Annotated in this window: 1 protein-coding gene; it reads left to right on the forward strand. The window is 78.4% G+C overall.

Features of this window, described 5'->3' with window-relative positions; translation table 11 throughout:
* Positions 1 to 393: FAD-dependent monooxygenase (locus tag KDL01_RS47380; RefSeq protein ID WP_212534372.1), on the forward strand; the 393-nt coding region annotated here is incomplete at both ends.

The raw sequence follows: 393 nt of genomic DNA on the forward strand, positions 1-393 counted from the left end.
CCGTGCCGCAGGCCGGCGGCGGCTGGCGCCTCTGGCCGCTGTCCGACCGGCCGCCGCTGCAGGGAGCGCACGAGATGGCGCAGGGCCGCGTGGCGCTGCTCGGCGATGCCGCGCACCCGATGCGCCCCTACCTCGCCCAGGGCGCGGGCATGGCGATCGAGGATGCCGCCGCGCTGCAGCAGGCCCTGGCCGGATGCGGGAACGACGTGCCGCAGGGCCTGCGCCGCTATGCCGCGCAGCGCTGGCAGCGCAACGCCCGCGTGCAGGCGCGCGCCGAGCGCAACGGCCGCATCTTCCATGCCACCGGGCCGATGCGCTGGGCGCGCGATGGGGCGCTGCGCCTGCTCGGCGAGCGGCTGCTCGACCAGCCCTGGCTCTACCGCGGGCCGAGCG

It is taken from the genome of Actinospica durhamensis (assembly GCF_018139695.1).
Taxonomy (GTDB): Bacteria; Actinomycetota; Actinomycetes; order Streptomycetales; family Catenulisporaceae; genus Actinospica; species Actinospica durhamensis.